This is a genomic window from Pseudomonas sp. NFACC51 (genome assembly GCF_900103575.1).
GTDB classification, from domain to species: Bacteria; Pseudomonadota; Gammaproteobacteria; order Pseudomonadales; family Pseudomonadaceae; genus Aquipseudomonas; species Aquipseudomonas fluorescens_Q.
In genome coordinates this window covers 866,920-887,548 of sequence record NZ_FMXH01000001.1, presented here as the reverse complement: position 1 = coordinate 887,548, position 20,629 = coordinate 866,920, and the positions used below count along the sequence as shown (strand labels likewise).

Genomic DNA, 20,629 nt, shown 5'->3' with positions numbered 1-20,629 from the left:
TTAATCGTAGAACGGCTCGACCGCCGTCCGACTGCCGACAAAGAAGCTGTCCGCGACCAACCGCAGTGGCTGCAGGTCCATGTCGCTGGCCTTGTCGTTGATCAGTTGCTGAAAATGTCGATACACCGCGGCGTACTCACCCTCCTCGGAGACGGCCTGGCGCACGCCGTCGATGCTCAACAGCGCACCGCCGTTGTCCAGGCGCAGGACGCCTTCGGCGCAGCGAATCTCGATGCTCCAGAGTTCGTCATGACCATGGTCGAAATCGAACTCCGCCCGGATGTCGAGGTGGCGCGCATCGGCCATCTTGATGCTGGCGGCAATCGGCGACTGGCAGTTGTCCGGCACGCGCAACTCGGCGGACTCCACGAACAGTGGCAACGCCAGCAGATGGGTCACAATCGACAAGGCATTGATACCCGGATCGAAGACGCCCAGGCCGCCGGGCTGCCAGATCCACGCCTGGCCGGGGTGCCACTTGCGCACGTCTTCCTTCCAGTCGATCTGCACGCTGTGCAAGGTGCGACTGGCCAGCCAGTCACGGGCGGCTTCGATGCCCGGGGCGTAACGGGAATGCCAGGCGAACAGGCCGCTGATGCCTTGCTCGCGAACCTGCTCCACCAAGGCCATGGCTTCACCCAGCGTGGCGCACGGCGGCTTCTCCACCAGGACGTGTTTACCGGCCGCCAGCGCCTGTTGCACCAGGGCGAATCGACCTTGTGGCGGTGTGCAAAACGCAATCGCATCGACCTGCGGACCGTTTTCGAGCAACTCGCCCAGGGATCGGAAGTTCTCCACCCCTGCGCAGGGCTGCCCTTGCGTGGCGACCGCCACCAGTTGGAACGCGGGGTTGGCGTGGATGGCTGGAACGTGTTGATCCTGGGCAATCTTGCCGTAGCCCACCAGGCCGAGACGAATCGGTTGCATCGATGACTCCTGTTTTTTTGTATTTGTGATCGGGCAGCAAACTAGACGCAAATCGCCTGGCGGACAATGGGGGCCGTACAGTATCTACCCGATTGCCCTGCACTGCGCCGCTAAGGCATCAACTATGCAGTTGCTCACGGACACTCGTCACGACGTTGGTCACCCGGCCGTAGAAGGGCTCCAGCCGCTCACGTGGCGCATCGTGCTCCACCACCAGGGCGGCGACCTCCTCACAAGAAACCACCTGATAATGAGCAACGCTGGACAGCTTTTCGTTGGTCACCGCTGTAATCACTTGCCCACTTGCCGCCACCACTGCGCGCTTGAACTCTGCGTCCTCCAGGCCGAATGCCGTGACCCCATTGTCTGGATCGATGGCGCAGGCCCCCAGAAAACACACGTCATAACTGAACTGGCGCAATTGCTCCACCGCCGTCAGCCCGATCACACCACCGGCGATTGGGTTCAAGCGCCCACCCAGAAGGATGACTTCGGCACGGGGCAGTTTCATCAACTGCACCGCAATCAACGGCGAATTGGTGGAGAGGGTCAACTGAAGGCTCGGATCGATGGCACCTGCAATCGCCAGGTTCGTCGACCCGGCATCAATGAACACGTGCTGGCCCGCGCGCAGCAAAGCAGCGGCCGCTTGGCCGAGGCTGCCCTTGCGTGCCGGGTCTTTACGCACGCGAACATCCAGCGACCCTTCGGCAGCCGGCACAAGTATCGCGCCGCCATAAACGCGCTTGCATAACCCCGCCGCTGCCAATACCCCCAGGTCACGCCGGATCGAGTGTTCGGACACATTGAATTCGCTGGCCAGGTCAGCCGCGATCACCCGGCCATACCGGGCGAGACGCTGGCTGATCAATTGCTGGCGTTCGCCGGGGAACGCTTCATGGGGAGAAGTCATGGGATACAACCTGCATAAACGAGCACTAATGATCATCAACGAGCAGATAGTGCCGGTTATGCAGCGAAGCGTCAAACCCGCTCATTCCAGCGGGCGCCTGCACGATCAATTGCTCAAGCGCTCTGTGGGACATTCGTGCCCATGCCCAATGGCAGGAAGGGTCGAATTTCCTCGATTTCCTCGGCGCTGAGGCGCAGCTGCGCGCCGGCAATCAGCCCATCGACCTGCCCGCGGCAACGGGCTCCGACGATGGCACCGGTCACCACCGGCTTGCGCAGCACCCAGGCGATGGCGACTGCCGCCGCACTGACCCCGTGCCGTTCGCCGATACCGGCCAAGACCTCGACCAGCGCCAGGTTCGCGCTCAAACGAGGCTCCTGGAAGTCCGCGCTTCGCGCCTTGCGCCAATCGTCGTCGGGCAATTGGGCGATACGTTCGCGCGTCATGCTGCCGGAAAGCAGCCCCGATTGGAGAGTGGAATAGGCCAAGACACCCATTTCCGCCTGCTCGCAAAATGGCAGGACGTCTTCCTCGATGTCCCGCATCAAGACGGAATATGGCGGCTGAAGTGAAACGATCTCGGTCACCGCCCGGGCCCGCTTGAGCTGCGCGACATCGAAATTGGAGACGCCAATAGCGCGAATTTTCCCCTGTTCACGGGCGGTGGCCAACGCCGAAAGCGCCCTCTCGAGCCCTTCGCTGCTGCCGTCGGCAGGAAAGGCCGGCCAGTGGATCTGATAAAGGTCGATGGTTTCGACTTGCAGTCGGCGCAAGCTTGCCTCGACCTCGGCGAGCAACGATCGAGGTGCCAACGAATGTGAGATTGCCTTGGTGACCGGGTCCCAGATCAAGCTGCCCTTGGTGAACACCAATGGGCGCTGCGAAGCCGGCAGCCTCCGCAACAGCTGCCCGACCAACTGCTCGGCATGGCCCAAACCATAAACCGCCGCCGTATCGACCCAGTTCACCCCGCATTCAACGGCATACTCAAGAGCACCGAGGCTGTCCTCGTCGTCCTGCGCACCCCAGCTGTATTCCCAGCCGGTGCCAGCAATGGCCCAGGTTCCCAGGCCAATGGGTGAAATCAGGAAGTCCGATGATCCAAGACGATTCTTTTGCATAGCGAGTTCTCCACAGATGATGTGGGCAGTATCCGTGAGGGATCTCATGACGATAAGATGGGTAATCGTATTTGAACTACTGAACCGTATTCATGAATCAGCACCCCGATCTTTCCGAGCTGGATGCCTTTGCCGCCGTCGCGCGCCATCGCAGCTTTCGCAAGGCCGCCGACGAGCGTGGCGTTTCGGCCTCGGCATTGAGCCACGCCATGCGAGGCCTGGAAGCACGTCTGGGTGTCAGGCTGCTCAACCGCACCACGCGCAGCGTTACCCCGACCGAGGCCGGCCACCAGCTATTGGCAACGCTGGCCCCTACCCTGCAGCAGGTCGCCGAAGCCTTGACCCAATTGACCTCGCTGCAAGACGTGCCTGCGGGCAAGCTTCGCCTCAACGTGGCGCGTCCGGCGGCACGCGCGGTATTTGCAAAAGTGCTCGCGCCGTTTGTGGCCAGGTATCCTCGCATTCAACTGGACCTGGTCACTGATGACGGCTTGACCGATATCGTCAACGGTGGCTTTGACGCCGGCGTGCGCTTTGGCGAAAGCCTGGCCGGCGACATGATCGCCGTCCCTGTCGGCCCCCCACAATCGTTCGTGACCGTAGCCGCGCCAAACTACCTGGCCACGAAGGGGATCGCCCAGGCTCCACGGGACTTGCTCGACCATGCCTGCATCGCCCGGCGTTTTCCCAGCGGCAAACTCTACGCTTGGGAGTATCAGGCAGAGGGGCAACCGATCCGGTTGTCCGTCACCGGCCCGCTCATTCTTGAAGACGATGCGCTGATGATCCAGGCAGCCAAAGATGGCGCCGGAATTGCCTACGTCTACGAGGAGCTGGCGCGCGACGACCTTCGCAATGGGCATCTCACGGAACTGCTCGCGCAATGGAAAGCGCCGCCAAGCCGGTTTTTTCTCTATTACCCCAGCCGACGCCATGTGCCGCCGGCCCTGAAAGCGCTCATCGAGTTCATCCGGGCGGACGATTGGCTAACCTGAAACCGCAGGCAAAAATGGCCAGTTGGGGCCAGCCCATCGTTGACCTACTCAACGAGGATCGGAGCGCTTTTTGATGGGTTCGTCATGTTCCCGACTCCCGATCGAAAGGCTTGGGTTGATTGATCGCTGCGGCTAAGCGGCAGCGATCAGCGCGCCTTGTTGGCGCAGATGCGTTTGGAATCGAGCGGCATAGTCTTCGACAACGGCATCCCTTACGCTGGAGCGCGCCTCAAGCGCTTCACGCCAAGCCGAAATGCGCGGAAGGCTGTCGAAAATCTGGTGTGCGACAGTTGCGTCGATACTCTCGAAGTAACGGAAAAGCGGAGCATAAACAGCATCAACCATTCCAAAGGCCGAGCCATCGAAGAACGGCCCGACGCCTATTTCTGACTCCAGTTTGCCGAGCCGTTCGCGAAATGCGGTGCGCTTGGCATCTGCGGTCGCAGAGTCACGAGCGTGGAGAAACTGCCAGGCTTCAGCTTGCGTCTGCGACGCGAACTCGATCCACGCCCGATTCCGTGCGCGAGCTAACGCATCAATCGGGTACATCGGCGCGCCGCCTTGGGTTTCGTCGAGGTACTCGCAGATGACCATGCTTTCGAATAGGATCGCGTCTTGCGCATTGTCCTGGCGCACCTTGAGCACCGGGACCTTGCCGGTTGGCGAAACTGCCAGGAACCAGTCTGGCTTGGCTGATAGATCGACATTTATCCGATCGAATTGGATGCCCTTTTCAAGAAGCACAATCGCGGCGCGCTGTACGAATGGGCATAGTGGGTGGCTTATTAACGTAAGAGCGTTCATTGCTTTTAGTGGCTCTGGAGGGTTTATCAAGCGAAAACAGCGGCAGAGGTTTCCCCGCGTACCGCTGTTTGCACAGTCTGGATTGGACTCGTTCGTCGCTAAGTGCTGAGGCGGGCGTTCAGTATCTGATTAACTCAGCCCAGGCGATGTTGCATTCGCACAATTCTTGAGCTGCGCCCTTAGCCATTCAGCAGGCGGCCGCCGTCAAGGACGATTTCAGAGCCGACCGTCCAGCGCGACTCGTCGGATGCCAGATACAGCACCGCCTTGGCCACCTCGTCGGAGGTGCCGAAGCGCCCAAGCGGAATGGTTGCCGCAATCTCTTTGTTAAGCTGCTCGCGATAGGCTTCCGGAATACCGAGCTTGTCGTAAAGCGGCGTCTCGACGGGGCCGGGGCTCACTGCGTTGACCCGGATGCCACGGCCCAGCAATTCGGTCGAGAGCGTCTTCGACATGTTCAGCAATGCGGCCTTCGTTGCGGCATACACGGACGAGCGATCTGCGCCTGCATGCGCGCTTACGGAAGTGGTCAACACGACGGAAGCAGGATTTGCGAAGACCGGCAACAGCGCCTGCATCAGGAAGTACGGCCCTTTGACGTTGATGTCGAAAGAACGGTCGAACATCTCTTCCGTCCATTCCTCAATGGGCTGCCAGACGGATACGCCGGCATTGAGGAAGGCAACGTCGAGTTGGCCGTAGTGTTCCTTGATGACTTGGGCCAGCTCCTTTTGTGCTGCGACGCTGGCCGAGTCGGCGCGCAGCACCGGCACTTCCGGGCCCAATTCGGCCTGGGCCTTTGCAATCGAATCGGGGTTGACACCCGTTACGATCACGCGAGCCCCCTCCGCGAGGAACTGCTTTGCCGTTTCCAGCCCGATGCCACTGGTGCCGCCAGTGATGAGCGTACGTTTACCCTGCAAGCGCGACATTTGAATTCTCCGGTGAATGACCACTGCGGTCGACATGGAGAAATATGCGCTCATGCCTCGTATAGGATAAGACCACCTATTCGCATATGATTCATGCAAATCAGGCATGAATCGAGGTGGAGAAGTGGACCGATTTCTTTTGATGACATGCTTCGCGCGTGCTGTAGAAACTGGGAGCTTTTCGGCGGCAGGGCGCGATCTAGGGTTGGGGCAACCCAATGTAAGCCGCTATGTAGCGGCTCTGGAGGACCATTTGCAGACGCGCTTGCTCCACCGGTCTACGCGCAAGCTATCCTTGACGCCGGAGGGCGAACGCTACTATGCGGACATCCGGCGCATCCTGGATGCGGTGGATGAATCCGAATCGTCCTTCAGGAACAACGTCGAGCCATCGGGACTTTTGCGCGTAGCCTGTCCGACAGCGCTCGCACACGCGTTTGTGCTGCCGTATGTGCCGGCCTTTTTGGAGCGCTACCCTCAATTGAACCTGGATCTCCAACTCAACGATCGATACGTAGACCTGGTCAATGAAGGCACCGAACTCGCCATTCGCATAGGACACCTGGAGGACAGCGCCCTGCGCGCCCGGCCTCTTGGGTGGTACGACCGGGTCTTCGTCGCCAGCAAGGACTACTTGGCCAAACGTGGAGTACCGCAGACCCCGGATGATCTACGCGACCACGATTGCATCATCTACACCTTGCTGTCGTCCGGGGCGACCTGGCGATTCCGGGACGCGGACATTCCGATTAGCGGCAGGCTCAGGGTCAACTCGCCCGACGCTGTGAGTGCGGCGGTCGCCGCAGGCCTGGGCGTGGCGCATGGACCTGCGTGGCTGTTTGAGGGCGGGCTGGACAGCGGGAAATTACAGTTCATTCTCACCAACCATGCGGCTCCCCCTGTCCCCGTGCAGATGGTTTATGTCGCCAATAGACTGCTCCCCACGCGGGCTATCGTGTTCATGGATTTTATGGCTGACGTGTTTTCAAGGATTCCAGCCTTGAACGGCAGCTCCCCCTTGCCGACGCTATAAGACAAAACGTGCCCCCTAATGCTTTTGCCGATCGCCGTGCGGGGGGGCGGTGCCGGTCACGGCGGATGCGCTGTCCGGGCCGAAATACCGGGCTGGAGTCATCGTCAAACAAAAAAAGCCCCGCGACCGAGGACGGTGCGGGGCAAGGGAATTGGTTGGTTGCGGCCAACCAAAGGAGCACAGTGAAAAACGTTTACGGCCGGTCAGATGCATTCCTGTGCGGCGCGTTCGAAACTCGAAGGCAGGAGGTTGGAGGCCAGCAAATGTCGCTCGTAGATGAAGACCTTGCCGCCGCTGCCGGCCTTGTAGGCTTCCAGCACGTTGTCCGCCGAGACTTTGCTCGGCACCACGATGCGGTAGCTGCGCTGGGTCTGCGAGACCATCGGGTTCAAGGCACTGCCCTGCAATTTCGGTACGACGCATTCAGCGTATTGGGCCGGCGTCTTGCTGGTCTGCAAGGTCAGGGTCGGATCGTTCGGCGCCGAGGCACAACCGGCCAGCAACAACGGGGAAAACGCCAGGGGAAGCAAAAATAAAGGGCGCATGGGTGGGGTCCTGAAAATAAAAATAATGGGCTGCGTGTTCGATGGCGCTGATTTTCCAATGATTGCCGGCAAAGCAGAACTTGCATTTCGTAATGGTCACTATTACTCCTAGCAATAGTTGCAAGCCGAGAAAGATTGATGAGATATAGCCATGAGAACGTTTGATCTGATTCGCGACGCGGTATTGCCCGACTTCCGTGAGCGGGTGGCTGATTACCTGATCCAGTACGAAAGCGTGCTACTGAGCAGCACCGAACCCGACCCGGAGCTCAGGCGCGCCACGGCCAATCAACTGCGCGGTTATTTGCGCGGGTTGAACACCACTCGGGTACTGGGCATGGCGGATTGGGAGGAGCTGGATCGGCGGGTGGTGAATACATGGCTTTAGCGCCCGGCCAGTGACAGGCCGGACTTTCAGGAATGGGTTCGATTCATTGTGGCGAGGGAGCTTGCTCCCGCTGGGCTGCGCAGCAGTCCTCTTGCGGCCGCGGCCCAACGCAGGCTTGCGCCCGGTCCACCAGCCGTTGCACCCACGCGGCATCCTGATCATTGATCACCCCATAGCGGTTCGGCGGTAGAAAATTCCAGTGATGAGCGGCCTCTTCCAGGCGCTTGAGCTCATCGGCGGACAGCCAGTACGGCGTCTGCACCAATGGCATCCGCGCACCGTCGAAACGTCGGCCCAACTGCAGGTTCGTGCCGGGGGCGAAAGCGATCGCCAGTTGCTGGCGGGGTTGCAGGAGCTTGTTCGGTGCGGGCATTTGCCCTACTCGCCCGTAGCTGAAGTCGCCCGAAAACTGCTCTTTGAGCACCAGCCAATGCCCCGCCGCGGTCTTGGCCAGAATCCATTGCGATATACCGCTGTCTTGCACGCACTTCAACTTGCCGTCGGTCCATTGCATGAGGGTGTTGCAGTCCGGGTCATAGTCGTTGGACCACAGGCTGATGCCGGAGACCAGGGTATGGTGTTCGAGTTCGACCAGCCCTTGATCGGGCATCGATTGCCAAAATCGCTTGGTCGGGTCGCGCTTATCGCGCAAGTAGTTATGCAGGACCCAGGCAGCCATGAACAACAAGGTGGCGAGCACAAGCCAGCCAAGGGAATCCCCGACGATTCGGTCAAGGTCGACGCCTGGGGCGGATAACCCTTGATAGACCAGCAGCCCCAGCAGAAACGCGATGCCCGGCAGCACCGGGCCCAGGCACAGAGGCGGCACCAGCACCATGATCCAGCTGAAGCGATGCATGGTCGCGCGCTCCCGCGCCCAGGCCAGCTCCTGCTCCAGCATCGGCACCCGCTCCCGTGGGCCGATGCCAGGGTCGGGGGTCTGGAAGCGCATGTACAGGGTGTAGGTGTCATCGCTCATGGATCGGATCATGCCCTTGAAGTCATCATGGTCGAGCAACCCTCCGGGTCGCCCCTTGACGCTGGAACACGCGTATTATCCGGGTAACCAGGCGCCATGTAGACACCCATTCATGTCCATCTCCCAAACTCGCCCCACACCCGCGCCCTTGCTCGAGCCAGGCGAGACAGTGGTCCTGTTCGACGGCGTTTGTAAACTGTGCAATGGCTGGGCGAAATTCCTGATCCGCCATGACCACGCCCGACGCGTGCGGTTGGCCTCCGTACAGTCGCCAGAAGGACAAGCCTTGCTTGCCTGGGCGGGCCTGCCCCTGCATCAATTCGACACCATGGCCGTGGTTCGCGATCAGCATTACTGGGTGCGTTCGGATGCGATTTTTGAAGTCGTAGCCCTATTACCCTGGGCCTGGCGCCTGGTGAAACTGCTGCGTTACGTCCCCCGCAGGCTTCGGGACTGGGCCTACGATCGCATTGCCCTGAATCGTTATCGGCTGTTTGGCAAATACGACGTGTGCCTTTTGCCGAACGCGGATCATGAGCGGCGTTTTTTGAAGATTCCCACGCCTGGGACCTACCCGGCGGAACGGATCGATATTTAGCCCAGCAAATAAGCGGGGCCGCTTCGCGCCCCAGCGGGAGCAAGCTCCCTCGCCACGAGAGCGGTTCGGCAGTGGGTCAGTTCATCAGGAGCAGAGCTGTTTTTTTTGTGGCGAGGGGATTTATCCCCGTTGGGCTGCGCAGCAGACCCTATGGCATCCACTCAATCAACCTGACGCACCGGTATGTCAGGTTTCGGGGCCGCTTCGCGCCCCAGCGGGAGCAAGCTCCCTCGCCACAAGAGCGGTTCGGCAGTGGGTCAGTGAGTTGCTGCATTGGCCCCCTGCTGATACTCCCGAGGGGTGCAGCCGAACTCGCGGCGAAACACCGTGTGCAGGTACTGCGCCGATTTGAAGCCGCAATTCTGGGCGATGTCGGCAATCGGCGAGTGGGTGTTTTCCAGGCCATTGGCGGCGGCGGCCAGTTTGAAGCGCAGGATCTCGTCGTGGACGCTGCAGTCCCGCTCCTTGCGAAAGTGCGATTCCAGCGATGAGCGCGACACGCCCACATAGGCCGCCACCTGGGCCGTCTTGATGCCCTGGCAGGCGTATTGGCGGATGAAGAGCAGTGCCTGCATGACATAAGGGTTGCCCAACGGCTGATGCAGACTCGACACCTGCACATTGATCGCATCCGGCGGTATCAGAATCTGTGTGCCCGTGGACGGCATGCCGTGCAGCATTTGATGGAGCAGCCGTGCGGCGGTGCGGCCCATGGTTTCGGTGCCCTGGATCACCGAGCTCAGCGGCACCCGCGTCAGGCTGCGGGTCAAGGGATCGTTGTCGATGCCGATCAACGCCACTTCCTCCGGTACGGCGATTCCGGCGGTCAGACAGGCTTGCAACAACTGCCGGGCGCGGGCGTCGCTGACGGCGATGATGCCGATGGGTTTGGGCAGGCTTTGCAGCCAGGCGATCTGCTGTTCGACGGCGCTGTCCCACAGCGGTGCGCTGGTGCCCATGCCGCGATAGACCTCGGCGTGCAGGCCATCGCGCTGCACCAGCCGGCGAAAGGCTTTTTCCCGTTCCTGGGCCCAGCGATTGGCTTGTGCTTCAGGCAGGCTGAAACAGGCAAAACGCGTCAATCCGGCCTCGATCAGGTGCTCGTAGGCCAACGTCATCAACGCGTCATTATCGGTGGCGACATAGGGGATGCCTTTCGGGTAGGCGCGTTCATCCTGATAGGAGCCGCCCACCGCCACGACCGGCAGCTTGATTCCGGCCAGTGCCTCGCCAATCAGCGGGTCGTCGAAGTCGGCGATGATTCCGTCGCCCTGCCAGCGCTCGATGCCTTTCAAGCGACAGAGGAAATCCTCCTCGAGGAACAAGTCCCAGGACGCACGGGTGCTGCTCAGGTAATTGCCGATGCCACTGATGATGCCGCGGTCGTAGATCTTGCTGCCATTGAACAACAGTGCGATGCGGTGAACGGGCGGGACGGTTTTCATTGGTTTAACCCTGGGCCGATGCACACAGACTAGGCGCGCAAGCGATGAACCTCAATACTCAAAATCGAACGCCCTGTTGGTGATTTTCATAATCAGCAACCTCGGGGCCGGCGTTAGTATCGAGACACCGCCAAGAATAAAAAAGGAACTCGCCCATGTCGTACTTCCCCGCTGTCGACAAGATTCGCTACGAAGGCGCCGCCAGCGACTCGCCGCTTGCCTTCCGTCACTACGACGCCAACAAACTGGTGCTCGGTAAACCCATGCGCGAGCACCTGCGCATGGCGGTCTGCTACTGGCATACCTTCGTCTGGCCGGGGTCGGATGTGTTCGGTGCCGGTACCTTCAAGCGCCCGTGGCAGCACGCTGGGGATCCCATGGAAATGGCCATCGGCAAGGCCGAAGCGGCCTTCGAGTTCTTCTCCAAGCTGGGCATCGACTACTACTGCTTCCACGACACCGATGTCGCCCCCGAAGGCACTTCGCTCAAAGAGTACCGCGAACACTTCGCCCAGATGGTCGACCACCTGGAGCGCCATCAGGAACAAACCGGGATCAAGCTGCTGTGGGGCACCGCCAACTGCTTCAGCAACCCACGTTTTGCCGCAGGTGCCGCCAGCAACCCGGACCCGCAAGTGTTCGCCTGCGCCGCCGCCCAGGTGTTCAGCGCCATGAACGCGACCCAACGCCTGAAGGGCTCCAATTACGTGCTGTGGGGCGGTCGAGAAGGTTACGAAACCCTGCTCAATACCGACTTGAAACGCGAGCGCGAGCAACTGGGCCGTTTCATGCGCATGGTGGTCGAGCACAAGCACAAGATCGGCTTCAAGGGCGACCTGCTGATCGAGCCCAAGCCCCAGGAACCGACCAAGCACCAGTACGATTACGACAGCGCCACGGTGTTCGGCTTCCTGCAACAGTTCGGCCTGGAAAACGAGATCAAGGTCAACATCGAAGCCAACCACGCGACCCTGGCCGGGCATAGCTTTCATCATGAGATCGCCACGGCCGTCTCGTTGGGGATCTTCGGCAGCATCGACGCCAACCGGGGCGACCCGCAGAACGGTTGGGACACCGACCAGTTCCCCAACAGCGTCGAAGAGATGACCCTGGCCACCTACGAGATTCTCAAGGCGGGCGGTTTCACCAACGGCGGGTTCAACTTCGATTCCAAGATGCGGCGCCAGAGCGTGGACGAACTCGATCTGTTCCACGGTCATGTGGCGGCCATGGACGTCCTGGCTCTGGCGCTGGAACGCGCGGCAGCCATGGTCCAGAACGACCAGCTCCAGCAGTTCAAGGACCAACGCTACGCCGGTTGGCAGCAGCCGTTCGGCCAAGCGGTCTTGGCCGGTGAATTCAGCCTCGCCTCACTGGCCGAGCATGCCTTCACCAACGAGCTGAATCCCCAAGCCGTCAGCGGTCGACAGGAGATGCTCGAGAACGTGGTCAACCGGTTTATCTATCCCTGACAACGGGCAGAGCTGTGGTGCTGTGAGGTTGTTACATTCTCGCGACAAATCTCTGCCCACAGCGCTCGGCGACTCTCTACAGTTCTATCCGCACCACGCTCATCGTCAGGCAGTGTCTTTCAAACAACAATAAAAGGACGCACCACCATGAAAACATTCAAACGCACGTTACTCGCTGGCGCCCTCGCCCTGCTCTCGCTGCCGGTCATGGCCGATGCGGCCCATCCGAAAATCGGTTTTTCCATCGATGACCTGCGCCTGGAACGCTGGTCGCGGGACCGTGACTACTTCGTCGCGGCGGCGGAAAAACTCGATGCCAAGGTCTTCGTCCAGTCGGCCGATGCCAACGAGCAGAAGCAGATCTCGCAGATCGAAAACCTGATTTCCCGTGGCGTCGATGTGATCGTCATCGTGCCGTTCAACGCCACCGTGCTGACCAACGCCGTCGCCGAAGCCAAGAAGGCCGGGATCAAGGTCGTGTCTTATGACCGACTGATCCTCAACGCCGACATCGACGCCTACATTTCCTTCGATAACGAAAAGGTCGGCGAGATGCAGGCCAGTGGCGTGCTGAAAGCCGCGCCCAAGGGCAATTACTTCCTGCTCGGTGGCGCGCCCACGGACAACAACGCCAAGGTCCTGCGCGAAGGCCAGATGAAGGTGCTGCAACCGGCCATCGACAAGGGGGATATCAAGATCGTCGGCCAGCAGTGGGTGAAGGAATGGAACCCCACCGAAGCCTTGAGCATCGTGGAAAACGCCCTGACCCGGAACAACAACAAGATCGATGGCATCGTCGCCTCCAACGACGCCACCGCCGGCGGCGCGATCCAGGCCCTGGCCGCCCAGAAAATGGCCGGCAAGGTGCCGATCTCGGGCCAGGACGCCGACCTCGCAGCGGTCAAGCGCGTGATCGATGGCACCCAGACCATGACCGTCTACAAGCCGCTGAAGCTGATCGCCTCCGAAGCCGCCAAGCTCTCGGTGCAACTGGCACGCAACGAGAAGCCGACCTTCAGCTCGCAATACGACAATGGCAGCAAGAAAGTCGACACCATCCTGCTCACGCCAACCCCGCTGACCAAGGACAACATCGACCTGCTGGAAAAGGACGGGTTCTACACCAAGGCGCAGATCGCCGGGCAGTGACCCAACGCTTGGGTTAAACACAGTTCCTGTGGGAGCGAGCCTGCTCGCGATGACGGCGGCACATCCAATACTGATGCAAGCCGAGCCACCGCTTTCGCGAGCAGGCTCGCTCCCACAGGGGGCTGATTGACTTCAGGGTTCCTGCGTATGTGTGAGCCCTTTTCCACGAGCCTTCGCCATGTCCGACTACCTGCTGCAAATGAACGGCATCGTCAAAACCTTTGGCGGTGTCAAAGCCCTGAACGGCATAGACATCAAGGTCAGGCCAGGTGAGTGTGTCGGCCTGTGCGGTGAGAACGGCGCCGGCAAATCCACGCTGATGAAGGTGCTGTCGGCGGTCTATCCCTACGGCACCTGGGACGGTGAAATCCTTTGGGATGGCCAGCCGCTCAAGGCGCAGTCCATCAGCGAAACCGAAGCCGCCGGGATCGTCATCATTCACCAGGAGCTGACCCTGGTCCCCGACCTGTCGGTGGCGGAAAACATCTTCATGGGCCACGAACTGACGCTGCCCGGCGGGCGCATGAACTACCCGGCAATGATCCACCGCGCCGAAGCCCTGATGCGTGAACTCAAAGTGCCGGACATGAACGTCTCGCTGCCGGTTTCGCAGTATGGCGGTGGCTACCAGCAACTGGTGGAAATCGCCAAGGCACTGAACAAGCAGGCGCGGCTGTTGATCCTCGATGAGCCCTCCTCGGCCCTGACCCGTTCGGAAATCGAGGTGCTGCTGGACATCATCCGCGACCTCAAGGCCAAGGGCGTTGCCTGCGTCTACATCTCCCACAAGCTCGATGAAGTGGCCGCCGTGTGCGACACCATTTCGGTGATCCGCGACGGCAAGCACATCGCTACCACCGCCATGACCGACATGGACATCCCGAAGATCATCACCCAGATGGTCGGACGGGAAATGAGCAACCTCTACCCCACCGAACCCCATGACGTCGGCGAAGTGATTTTCGAGGCGCGCCACTTCACCTGCTACGACGTCGACAACCCCAGGCGCAAACGGGTCGACGACATTTCATTCGTTCTCAAGCGAGGGGAAATCCTCGGCATCGCCGGGCTGGTCGGCGCCGGCCGCACGGAACTGGTGTCCGCGCTGTTCGGCGCCTACCCCGGCCGCTACGAAGGCGAAGTCTGGCTCAACGGCCAACAAATCGACACGCGCACGCCGCTCAAGTCGATCCGTGCCGGCCTGTGCATGGTCCCCGAAGACCGCAAGCGCCAAGGCATCATTCCGGACCTTGGCGTGGGGCAGAACATCACCCTGGCCGTGCTGGATAACTATTCGAAACTGACCCGCATCGACGCCGAAGCCGAACTGGGCAGCATCGACAAGGAAATCTCGCGCATGCACCTCAAGACCGCGAGCCCGTTCCTGCCGATCACCAGCCTCTCCGGCGGCAACCAGCAAAAAGCCGTGTTGGCGAAAATGCTCCTGACCAAACCCCGCGTGCTGATTCTCGATGAACCCACCCGCGGCGTGGACGTCGGCGCCAAGTACGAGATCTACAAGCTGATGGGCGCGCTGGCGGCCGAAGGCGTGTCGATCATCATGGTGTCCTCGGAGCTGGCCGAGGTGCTGGGGGTTTCCGACCGCGTCCTGGTGATCGGCGAAGGCCAGTTGCGCGGCGACTTCATCAACCACGAACTGACCCAGGAACAAGTGCTTGCCGCCGCGCTCAGCCATCCCGATAGCCATAACAATAATGATCGGAAGTCCGCGTAGATGAATCAGGTCAAACAGCTGTTTTCCCGCTACAAAATGCTTGCGCTGGTGATCGCCGTGGCGCTGATCTGGCTGTTTTTCAGCTGGCAGACCGAGGGTGGGTTCGTGACCCCGCGCAACCTCTCCAACCTGCTGCGGCAGATGTCCATCACCGGTATCCTGGCCTGCGGCATGGTGCTGGTGATCATCAGCGGCGAGATCGATTTGTCGGTGGGTTCATTGCTTGGGCTGCTCGGTGGCCTGGCGGCGATTCTCGACGTGGTCTATCACATTCCGCTGCTGGCGAACCTGAGTTTGGTGGCCCTGTGCGGCTTGGTGATTGGCTTGGGCAACGGCTACATGACCGCCTACCTGCGTATCCCGTCGTTCATCGTCGGGCTGGGTGGCATGCTCGCGTTTCGCGGCGTTCTGCTGGGAGTAACCGGCGGCACCACCATTGCCCCGGTGTCACCGGAGCTGGTCTACGTTGGGCAGGGATACTTGCCGCACACGGTCGGGACCGGGCTCGGTATCCTACTGTTCGCCCTGACGCTGTTCCTGACTTGGAAACAGCGGCGCAACCGTGCCCTCCATGGCCTGGCGGCCCACTCTCTGGTGCGTGACGTATTGCGCGTGGTGGTGATCGGCGCAGTGCTGGCGGGGTTCGTCTATACCCTCAACAGCTACGACGGCATCCCGGTGCCGGTGCTGCTCCTACTGATCCTGCTGGGCGTATTCAGCTACGTCACCAGCCAGACCGTGTTCGGCCGACGTGTCTATTCGGTGGGCAGCAACATGGAAGCCACGCGCCTGTCCGGCATCAACGTACAGGCCGTGAAGCTGTGGATCTTCGGCATCATGGGCGTGATGTGCGCCCTCGCCGGCGTGGTCAACACCGCACGCCTGGCCGCTGGCTCACCTTCGGCCGGCAACATGGGCGAACTCGATGCCATCGCCGCTTGCTTCATCGGCGGCACCTCCATGCGCGGCGGCTCCGGCACGGTCTACGGTGCTCTCCTCGGCGCGCTGGTGATCACCAGCCTGGACAACGGCATGTCCATGCTCGACGTCGACAGTTATTGGCAGATGATCGTCAAGGGCAGCATTCTGGTGTTGGCGGTTTGGGTGGATGTGAGTACGCGCACGGGGCGGCGTTGACGCGTACTCGTCACTTGCTGGCAGACGCCATCAGCACGCCGAACCCCAGGAAGGTAATGCCCGACAGTTTGCCGACGATCCTGGCGCCCTGGCTTGAAGAGAGCCAGCCCCTGGCGCCATTGGCCATGAGCGCATAACCGGAATGCACCAGTACGACAAGCACGCTATAGGACAACACCAGCAAGAAGAACTGGCTGTAATAGTGATCCAACGGCTTGATGAACTGAGGGAACACGGCGAGGAAGAAAAACCCGGCCTTGGGGTTGAGCAACTGGATCGACAGCGCCTCGCCAAATCGCCGCCACGGGCGCGTGGACGTGACCGTGAGTTCGGGCACGAAGCGTTGGGTGCGCCACATCTTGATGCCCAGGTACAACAAGTACAGCGCGCCGATGTATTTCAAAAGCGTGAAGGCCGTCGCCGAGGCGGCCAGGATCAACCCCAAGCTGCTGGCGCAGATACCCGCCACGATAAACGCGCCCGACGCGATCCCGAAGATGCCCGGCAGTGCACCGCGCCAGCCATGGCGCAAGGCATTGGAAATCGTCAGCACCACACCAGGGCCCGGGCTGAGCACCGTCAGGGTCGCCAGGATCAGAAAAAGTCCGTAACCGGCCATGCATCACTCCACATTGAAGGCGAATTGCTGTGGCCTTCAGGGTGGCGTGGCACCGGGACGCTGACAAACGCTTTAATTGCGACTCATATGTGACTAAATTAGACACATGATCGCCAACCTCCCCCCGTTGAACGCCGTCCGCGCCTTCGCCGCTGCCGCTCGCCACCAGAGCTTCAGCCGCGCCGCCGAAGAACTGCACGTGAGCCACAGTGCCGTCAGCCGCCACGTAAAGTTGCTCGAAGAGCGCTTGGGCGTGCTGCTGTTCGAACGTCGAACCCGTCAGTCTTTGCTCACGCCTGAGGGGAAGGCGTTTTACGAACAGGTCAGCGAGGCGCTGACCCAGATCGCCAATGCCGCTGCGGCCCTGACCCGCCGTGCATCCCAGCGCAAAGTCACCATCAACGTGCGCCCGTCCTTCGCCGTGCGCTGGTTGATCCCTCGGCTACCGGATTTCGTGGCGCTGCATCCGGACATCAAGCCCGAAGTGGTCACCAGCACCAGACCACCGGACCCGTCACGAGAACCCTTCGACGTAGTCATCCGCCGTGGACGCGCCGGATGGTCAGCCCATGTGCAGCCCACGGCATTGCTGGAAGACGACCTATTGCTGGTCGCCGCGCCATCATTGCTGCAAAGCGTGCCGTTGGAAAACACCCACGACCTGGCCCGGCACACATTGCTGTCGGGCAAGACCCGCAGCAGCGATTGGCAAGCGTGGACAGTACACGCGGGCATCAGCCCCTTGCAGAACTCGCCAACCCTGCAATTCGACCACATGCACCTCGTGCTGCAAGCCGCCGTCGATGGGCTGGGCGTGGCGTTGTGTCCGGCTTCGCTATTGGGCAAGGATCTATCCAACGGGCGCCTGACCTGTCCGCTGCCGTCATTGCGCCTGCCGTTGTCCCGTTACTATTACGGTGTGTCTCGGGATGCCGCGGTTGACGCGCAGTTTTTTGTTGATTGGCTGTTTTCTCAGATCCGGCAGCCGGCCACCGCTCAACCGAAGGCGTAATCATGCTCATCGAGCCTTTCTCCATCGACATCCCCGACAGCGCCCTTGAAGACCTTCGGCACCGCCTGCTGAACGCAAGGCTGCCAGAGCCCTTGGCCGAGCAAGGCTGGAGCGAAGGCATGGACATGGATGTGCTACGGGAGCTTCTCGCACATTGGTCGACCGCGTTCGATTGGCGTGCCCAGGAAGCCGCGCTGAATCGCCTGCCGCAGTTTGTCACCCACATCGACGGGCAAAGGGTCCACTTTATTCATCAACGTGGTACCGGTCCGAAGCCGATGCCGCTCATCCTCACCCACGGCTGGCCCGGCTCGTTCATTGAGATGCAGCGCATCATCCCATTGCTGACGGACCCGGCCCGCCATGGCGGCGATCCTGCGGACGCCTTCGATGTGGTGGTGCCGTCGCTGCCCGGCTACACCTTCTCCGCGCCGTTCCAGCAATCCGGCAGGGGGCCTTACGAGGTCGCCGGTTTATGGGGTGAGTTGATGACGGGGCTAGGCTATGACCGATTTGGCGCCCAGGGTGGGGATATTGGTGCAGGCGTTTCGATGTGGTTGGGCGTGCGTTTTCCAGAGCGGGTGACCGGCATTCACCTCAATTACATTCCCGGTTCCTACCGCCCTCCCCTTGGCGAAACCGAGCCTGCGCAGACAACAGCAGAAACCGCCTTCCTGCAACGTGCAGGGGCATTTGCCGATGCCGAAGGCGCCTACGCACACCTCCAAAGAACCAAGCCACAAAGCCTGGCCGTGGGTCTGAATGATTCACCGGCGGGACTCTTGGCGTGGATGGGCGAAAAGATCCTGTCCTGGTGCGATACCCGCCCCGCCATCGATCGAGAGTGGTTGCTGACCAATGTCACGCTGTATTGGCTGACGAACTGCATCGGCTCGTCGTTTCGCCAGTATGTGGAAGGTGGCAAGCGGCCGTTGCTGTTCAACCACAGTGAACGGCTGAAACCACCGGTTGGGGTCGCGCTGTTTCCCAGGGAACTGCCTATGCCGCCGAGGAGCTGGGTGGAGCGATGCTGCGACCTGCAGCGTTGGACCGAGATGCCTCGGGGTGGTCATTTTGCTGCGTTGGAGCAGCCGGAGTTGTTGGCGGAGGATATCAGGGCGTTTTTCCGGCCATTGCGTCAGGTGTGACGGCCTGAACTGGCCGTCCTAAAATCTCGTAGGAATTTACCTCCCGTGGCGAGGGAGCTTGCTCCCGCTGGGTTGCGAAGCAGCCCCAAATCGGCCACCGCGTTTCGCCAGGTACATCGCAGGCACCGGCTTTACGGCGGCTGCGCCACCGAGCGGGAGCAAGCTCCCTCGCCACAAGGGGCTGGGGCGTCCTACAGGTCGGTTGTTGCGGCTGGAATCGACTTCTACCGACTTCTATAGTTGGGGTCGTCGCTGGCTTTGGCCGGTGATTGGGTTTCGCAGCCCAACAGATACGGTAGCAACCAAGCATCATAAAAGTAACAATGGGCGCCTTTGGCGGTCGACGTCCTTTATGGTGGCTGTGTGTGGGAGATCTTCGGGTCTGCCGGGTTCCTTCGTATCCTCGGTCTGCGAACCCACACGCAGCTACCACCCATTCGTTTCGCAGCGGATCGTAGTAGCTTTTTCTTGATACGAAGATGGATAACTAACCATGAAACAACTCGATCAACGCTTCATTCCTCTCACCCAAACCGCCACCACCCATCCCGTCCTGCTGATCGACACCCAAGCCCCACTCCCCGAACTCCACGCTTGTGCTAGCGAACGCCTGCACGCCACGCTCGATTACCTGACGCTGGTCGCCTGCACCAGCCTGCGTGATTCGGCAGAGAACGACATCGCCACCATCACCAACGTCGCCCGGATCCTGGTGCAGGATGTGGCAGACGTGTTCGGCGTGATCGAACGGCGCGGACTAGAAGACTAGCCAACCCCTGTGGCGAGGGAGCTTGCTCCCGCTGGGTTGCGAAGCAGCCCCAAACCAGTCACCGCATTTCGCCAGGCACACCGCAAACACCGGTTTTACGACTGCTGCGCAGCCGAGCGGGAGCAAGCTCCCTCGCCACAGTGTCCACCCATCCAAACAGGGGCCGCATATATCTGCGCAAGCAAGGCTTGCCAATCCGGATCGCCTCCAGTTATCGTCAGGCCATGAATCATTCTCAGATGACCTCGACCACCACAACCACGACCGCCCAAGACGGGTCGTGCGAGATGTCGTGAGTCGCTGACAAACGAATCCCAAAGGCCCGCCAGTGATGGTAAGGGCCTTTTCTTTTGCTCTTGCGTCGCTGGCCCACACGCAAGGAAAGCACCATGCACGCTCTGTTGATTCTCGATATGCAAGTTGGGTTGTTTCACGGCCCGGATACCCCCTGGGCCGGCGAAGCATTGCTAGACACGTTGAATGGCTTGCTGCTCAAGGCCCGGAGAGCTGGCGCACCGATTTTCCTGGCTCGCCACGTAGGCCCGCCTGGCTCGCCCATCGACCCTGCAAGCCCGCTGACGCAACTGGTGCAGGAACTGCATTTGGAAGGTGACGAAATCATCTTCGAAAAAAACCGCCCCAACGCCTTCACCCAGACGGGCCTGGCAGCGCGGCTAAAGGCTTGCGAGGCTGAAGGCCTGGTCATCACCGGTATGAAAACCCAGTATTGTATCGACAGCACCTGCCGAGCCGCTCGGGATCTGGGGTTCGATGCGGTATTGATCGCCGACGGTCATACCTGTTCCGACACGCCTGAATTGAAGGCAGAAATGATCGTTGCCCATCACAACGCAACCCTGGCAGGCGCCTTCTGTCGTGTCGTTCGCGCTGAAGACTGGCGCTTCTAA

The 20,629-nt window shown here is 60.7% G+C and carries 21 protein-coding genes; 12 read left to right on the top strand and 9 right to left on the bottom strand.

The genetic code is table 11. From position 1 onward, the window contains the following. The 3 genes from BLT00_RS03825 to BLT00_RS03815 form a co-directional block, all read right to left on the bottom strand. Complete coding sequence (locus BLT00_RS03825; protein WP_092141532.1) at positions 1–927, bottom strand: Gfo/Idh/MocA family protein; 927 nt, start codon at positions 925–927, stop codon at positions 1–3. A 118-nt stretch (positions 928–1,045) separates the two neighbouring features. Beyond that, positions 1,046–1,840 carry a DeoR/GlpR family DNA-binding transcription regulator gene (locus BLT00_RS03820; RefSeq protein ID WP_092141535.1) on the bottom strand — a complete coding sequence of 265 codons (795 nt, stop codon included), beginning with the start codon at positions 1,838–1,840 and terminating at the stop codon, positions 1,046–1,048. Positions 1,841–1,953: 113 nt separating this feature from the next. Further along, entirely contained in the window at positions 1,954–2,961 is a 1,008-nt protein-coding gene (locus BLT00_RS03815; protein ID WP_092141538.1) for an aldo/keto reductase, read from the bottom strand. Between the two features lie 92 nt (positions 2,962–3,053). Between BLT00_RS03815 and BLT00_RS03810 the strand changes: the two genes are divergently transcribed. Then, complete coding sequence (locus tag BLT00_RS03810; RefSeq protein WP_092141540.1) at positions 3,054–3,956, top strand: LysR family transcriptional regulator; 903 nt, start codon at positions 3,054–3,056, stop codon at positions 3,954–3,956. Between the two features lie 132 nt (positions 3,957–4,088). Here the strand turns inward: BLT00_RS03810 and BLT00_RS03805 are convergent, their stop codons facing one another. Next, positions 4,089–4,760, bottom strand: coding sequence for a glutathione S-transferase family protein (locus BLT00_RS03805; RefSeq protein ID WP_092141543.1), 672 nt, complete (start codon positions 4,758–4,760; stop codon positions 4,089–4,091). Positions 4,761–4,939: 179 nt separating this feature from the next. Then, a complete protein-coding gene (locus BLT00_RS03800) occupies positions 4,940–5,692 on the bottom strand; it encodes an SDR family oxidoreductase (RefSeq protein WP_092141546.1) in 753 nt (250 codons plus the stop codon). A 124-nt stretch (positions 5,693–5,816) separates the two neighbouring features. Here BLT00_RS03800 and BLT00_RS03795 point away from each other — a divergent pair, with 124 nt between their 5' ends. Next, complete coding sequence (locus BLT00_RS03795; protein WP_092141549.1) at positions 5,817–6,725, top strand: LysR family transcriptional regulator; 909 nt, start codon at positions 5,817–5,819, stop codon at positions 6,723–6,725. Positions 6,726–6,928: 203 nt separating this feature from the next. Here BLT00_RS03795 and BLT00_RS03790 read toward each other — a convergent pair whose 3' ends face one another. Further along, positions 6,929–7,270 carry a YajG family lipoprotein gene (locus BLT00_RS03790; RefSeq protein ID WP_072344635.1) on the bottom strand — a complete coding sequence of 114 codons (342 nt, stop codon included), beginning with the start codon at positions 7,268–7,270 and terminating at the stop codon, positions 6,929–6,931. 151 nt (positions 7,271–7,421) lie between these two features. Between BLT00_RS03790 and BLT00_RS03785 the strand changes: the two genes are divergently transcribed. After that, complete coding sequence (locus BLT00_RS03785; RefSeq protein WP_003201330.1) at positions 7,422–7,658, top strand: hypothetical protein; 237 nt, start codon at positions 7,422–7,424, stop codon at positions 7,656–7,658. A gap of 43 nt (positions 7,659–7,701) precedes the next feature. Here BLT00_RS03785 and BLT00_RS03780 read toward each other — a convergent pair whose 3' ends face one another. Continuing rightward, the gene (locus BLT00_RS03780; RefSeq protein WP_092141552.1) at positions 7,702–8,637 is read right to left on the bottom strand and encodes a hypothetical protein; all 936 of its coding nucleotides are present in this window, start codon (positions 8,635–8,637) and stop codon (positions 7,702–7,704) included. A 112-nt stretch (positions 8,638–8,749) separates the two neighbouring features. Between BLT00_RS03780 and BLT00_RS03775 the strand changes: the two genes are divergently transcribed. Further along, positions 8,750–9,235 (top strand): thiol-disulfide oxidoreductase DCC family protein, encoded by a 486-nt coding sequence (locus BLT00_RS03775; RefSeq protein WP_092141555.1) that lies wholly within the window; start codon positions 8,750–8,752, stop codon positions 9,233–9,235. Positions 9,236–9,492: 257 nt separating this feature from the next. On the opposite strand, the gene BLT00_RS03770 is transcribed toward BLT00_RS03775, so the two are convergent. Further along, positions 9,493–10,680, bottom strand: a complete 1,188-nt coding sequence (locus BLT00_RS03770; RefSeq protein WP_092141558.1) for a XylR family transcriptional regulator — start codon at positions 10,678–10,680, stop codon at positions 9,493–9,495. Positions 10,681–10,835: 155 nt separating this feature from the next. Here BLT00_RS03770 and xylA point away from each other — a divergent pair, with 155 nt between their 5' ends. The 4 genes from xylA to BLT00_RS03750 all read left to right on the top strand — a co-directional run bounded on the left by xylA (position 10,836) and on the right by BLT00_RS03750 (position 16,173). Continuing rightward, positions 10,836–12,152 carry a xylose isomerase gene (gene xylA, locus BLT00_RS03765; protein WP_092141561.1) on the top strand — a complete coding sequence of 439 codons (1,317 nt, stop codon included), beginning with the start codon at positions 10,836–10,838 and terminating at the stop codon, positions 12,150–12,152. A 147-nt stretch (positions 12,153–12,299) separates the two neighbouring features. After that, positions 12,300–13,301, top strand: coding sequence for a D-xylose ABC transporter substrate-binding protein (xylF, locus tag BLT00_RS03760; RefSeq protein ID WP_025213958.1), 1,002 nt, complete (start codon positions 12,300–12,302; stop codon positions 13,299–13,301). Positions 13,302–13,479: 178 nt separating this feature from the next. Continuing rightward, positions 13,480–15,036, top strand: a complete 1,557-nt coding sequence (gene xylG / locus BLT00_RS03755; RefSeq protein WP_092141564.1) for a D-xylose ABC transporter ATP-binding protein — start codon at positions 13,480–13,482, stop codon at positions 15,034–15,036. Further along, positions 15,037–16,173 carry a sugar ABC transporter permease gene (locus BLT00_RS03750; protein ID WP_003201312.1) on the top strand — a complete coding sequence of 379 codons (1,137 nt, stop codon included), beginning with the start codon at positions 15,037–15,039 and terminating at the stop codon, positions 16,171–16,173. A 10-nt stretch (positions 16,174–16,183) separates the two neighbouring features. On the opposite strand, the gene BLT00_RS03745 is transcribed toward BLT00_RS03750, so the two are convergent. Next, on the bottom strand, positions 16,184–16,792 hold the full coding sequence (locus tag BLT00_RS03745; RefSeq protein ID WP_092141568.1) for a LysE family translocator: 609 nt from the start codon (positions 16,790–16,792) through the stop codon (positions 16,184–16,186). Between the two features lie 106 nt (positions 16,793–16,898). On the opposite strand from BLT00_RS03745, the gene gcvA reads away from it, so the two are divergent. The 4 genes from gcvA (at position 16,899) to BLT00_RS03715 (ending at position 20,629) form a co-directional block, all read left to right on the top strand. Then, on the top strand, positions 16,899–17,804 hold the full coding sequence (gene gcvA, locus BLT00_RS03740) for a transcriptional regulator GcvA (RefSeq protein ID WP_092141571.1): 906 nt from the start codon (positions 16,899–16,901) through the stop codon (positions 17,802–17,804). Positions 17,805–17,806: 2 nt separating this feature from the next. Then, positions 17,807–18,952 carry an epoxide hydrolase family protein gene (locus BLT00_RS03735; RefSeq protein WP_092141574.1) on the top strand — a complete coding sequence of 382 codons (1,146 nt, stop codon included), beginning with the start codon at positions 17,807–17,809 and terminating at the stop codon, positions 18,950–18,952. Between the two features lie 493 nt (positions 18,953–19,445). Beyond that, a complete protein-coding gene (locus tag BLT00_RS03725) occupies positions 19,446–19,721 on the top strand; it encodes a fructose-bisphosphate aldolase (RefSeq protein WP_092141580.1) in 276 nt (91 codons plus the stop codon). A gap of 389 nt (positions 19,722–20,110) precedes the next feature. Next, positions 20,111–20,629: an isochorismatase family protein gene (locus BLT00_RS03715; RefSeq protein ID WP_092141585.1), complete on the top strand. Its 519-nt coding sequence runs from the start codon at positions 20,111–20,113 to the stop codon at positions 20,627–20,629.

Bases quoted from the DNA above. Each gene is read 5' to 3' on its own strand.
- BLT00_RS03770 (WP_092141558.1), bottom strand. From the start codon at position 10,680: ATGAAAACCGTCCCGCCCGTTCACCGCATCGCACTGTTGTTCAATGGC.
- BLT00_RS03825 (WP_092141532.1), bottom strand. From the start codon at position 927: ATGCAACCGATTCGTCTCGGCCTGGTGGGCTACGGCAAGATTGCCCAG.
- xylF (WP_025213958.1), top strand. From the start codon at position 12,300: ATGAAAACATTCAAACGCACGTTACTCGCTGGCGCCCTCGCCCTGCTC.
- xylA (WP_092141561.1), top strand. From the start codon at position 10,836: ATGTCGTACTTCCCCGCTGTCGACAAGATTCGCTACGAAGGCGCCGCC.
- BLT00_RS03725 (WP_092141580.1), top strand. From the start codon at position 19,446: ATGAAACAACTCGATCAACGCTTCATTCCTCTCACCCAAACCGCCACC.
- BLT00_RS03800 (WP_092141546.1), bottom strand. From the start codon at position 5,692: ATGTCGCGCTTGCAGGGTAAACGTACGCTCATCACTGGCGGCACCAGT.
- BLT00_RS03735 (WP_092141574.1), top strand. From the start codon at position 17,807: ATGCTCATCGAGCCTTTCTCCATCGACATCCCCGACAGCGCCCTTGAA.
- BLT00_RS03715 (WP_092141585.1), top strand. From the start codon at position 20,111: ATGCACGCTCTGTTGATTCTCGATATGCAAGTTGGGTTGTTTCACGGC.
- BLT00_RS03815 (WP_092141538.1), bottom strand. From the start codon at position 2,961: ATGCAAAAGAATCGTCTTGGATCATCGGACTTCCTGATTTCACCCATT.
- BLT00_RS03750 (WP_003201312.1), top strand. From the start codon at position 15,037: ATGAATCAGGTCAAACAGCTGTTTTCCCGCTACAAAATGCTTGCGCTG.
- BLT00_RS03780 (WP_092141552.1), bottom strand. From the start codon at position 8,637: ATGAGCGATGACACCTACACCCTGTACATGCGCTTCCAGACCCCCGAC.
- BLT00_RS03805 (WP_092141543.1), bottom strand. From the start codon at position 4,760: ATGAACGCTCTTACGTTAATAAGCCACCCACTATGCCCATTCGTACAG.
- BLT00_RS03775 (WP_092141555.1), top strand. From the start codon at position 8,750: ATGTCCATCTCCCAAACTCGCCCCACACCCGCGCCCTTGCTCGAGCCA.
- BLT00_RS03745 (WP_092141568.1), bottom strand. From the start codon at position 16,792: ATGGCCGGTTACGGACTTTTTCTGATCCTGGCGACCCTGACGGTGCTC.
- BLT00_RS03785 (WP_003201330.1), top strand. From the start codon at position 7,422: ATGAGAACGTTTGATCTGATTCGCGACGCGGTATTGCCCGACTTCCGT.
- BLT00_RS03810 (WP_092141540.1), top strand. From the start codon at position 3,054: ATGAATCAGCACCCCGATCTTTCCGAGCTGGATGCCTTTGCCGCCGTC.
- gcvA (WP_092141571.1), top strand. From the start codon at position 16,899: ATGATCGCCAACCTCCCCCCGTTGAACGCCGTCCGCGCCTTCGCCGCT.
- xylG (WP_092141564.1), top strand. From the start codon at position 13,480: ATGTCCGACTACCTGCTGCAAATGAACGGCATCGTCAAAACCTTTGGC.
- BLT00_RS03820 (WP_092141535.1), bottom strand. From the start codon at position 1,840: ATGACTTCTCCCCATGAAGCGTTCCCCGGCGAACGCCAGCAATTGATC.
- BLT00_RS03790 (WP_072344635.1), bottom strand. From the start codon at position 7,270: ATGCGCCCTTTATTTTTGCTTCCCCTGGCGTTTTCCCCGTTGTTGCTG.